Source organism: Kitasatospora sp. NPDC057595 (assembly GCF_042800875.1).
In the GTDB taxonomy this organism is placed as follows: domain Bacteria; phylum Actinomycetota; class Actinomycetes; order Streptomycetales; family Streptomycetaceae; genus Kitasatospora.
Genome location: NZ_JBHVGL010000072.1, coordinates 1 through 1,220, shown reverse-complemented (window position 1 = coordinate 1,220; position 1,220 = coordinate 1). Strand labels below are relative to the sequence as shown.

Sequence of the window (1,220 nt, the reverse complement as noted above, 5' to 3'; positions counted from 1 at the left end):
CCAGGCGCCGCCGCCGTGGACGTACAGCCATCGGCCGTCCCGGTTGTGCCACCCGAGGCGGCCGTACGCGGGGATGACCGGGTGCGGGGAGGCGAGCCGGATCGAGGTGGCGATGTCGTGCTTGGCCGTCTGGCCGCCGGACGCCATGACCGGCAGTTCCCGCAGCTCCGCGCGCTCGACCCATGCCACCTTGCCGAAGTCCTCGGCCGGGACGTCCGGGAGGTTCACCTCCCCTTCGTCGGGGCGGGACACGCGCAGGTCGTAATGGGTGATGACCGGCCGGAGCCGGTCGGCAACCTCGGTGGCCGCGATCGGGTACGGCTCCCCGGTGTCGTCGGCGTAGGCGGCGGTGATCTCGGTCCGGGCGTTCAGGATCTCTTTGCGCGAGACCCGTACGACCGGCTCGCCGGACGGGGTCTCGCCCTGCGAGCGGGTGACCCGGTAGTGGCCGTGTTCGTCTGCCTCGTAGCGGTCGGAGATTCGCTCGGTGGTGATCTCTTCGCGGACCCCGCCGGAGCCGTTGACCACCCGCAGAGGCTTGCGGGGGGCCGGGGTGCGGGCCGGCCGCTCGGTCGTCTGCTCGGTCACCGGTCCGCCCCCGCCTGCGACAGGAGGCGGTCCGCGTAGGACCGGGCGCGGGTGAGGGTCGGCCACCCCGAGGACAGGAGGTCACCGGCGGCGGTGTGGACCCCCCAGCCGCCGCGACCGCGCACGGTCCGGCAGACCAGATAGGCGGTCTCTCCGTTGGTGACGGTGGTCACCCGGCCGGAGCCGCCGACAGGGGTCACACGGGGATCTGTGGTCAGCACGGGTGCTGACTGGGTATTCTCGGAATGCACTTGGATTCCTCGCAATGGGATCTATGCCAAGCCTCGGGAGTGAGACCCCGGGGCTTTCGGCATTTCTGGGGTTGGGTGCCTGCGGCTCGTGACCCCCGCCGAAGCGGGGTGAGACGGTCACGGAGCGCGGGCCGGAGTGGTGCGGTGGCACCTCCTCTGAGGGGACAGAGCACGCGGTGCCGGAGCCGGGAGAGCTATCCCGGCCGGTCGAACGGAAACGACCCGCACCAGGGCGGCCAGAGCGACCGCTCCCGAGCGCGGGGCCAGGGAAGCGAAGAACCGACCGAGGCGGCGGCGGCCCGAGGGGGTACGCCCGCGGAGCATGCGCACGGCTGCGACCCGGGCGCCGGGGAAGTCCTCACGGCTCCCGAACCCTCCGAG

At 72.5% G+C, this 1,220-nt stretch carries 2 protein-coding genes; both read right to left on the bottom strand.

Going from position 1 to position 1,220, the window contains the following annotated elements; all coding sequences use genetic code 11:
- Window positions 1-588, bottom strand: a 588-nt coding sequence (locus tag ACFU9E_RS35530; RefSeq protein WP_380715713.1) for a hypothetical protein, incomplete at its 3' end; no start/stop codon positions are given.
- A complete protein-coding gene (locus tag ACFU9E_RS35525; RefSeq protein WP_365916675.1) occupies window positions 585-788 on the bottom strand; it encodes a hypothetical protein in 204 nt (67 codons plus the stop codon). The genes ACFU9E_RS35525 and ACFU9E_RS35530, both read right to left, overlap by 4 nt.
- Between the last annotated feature and the right edge of the window lie 432 nt (window positions 789-1,220).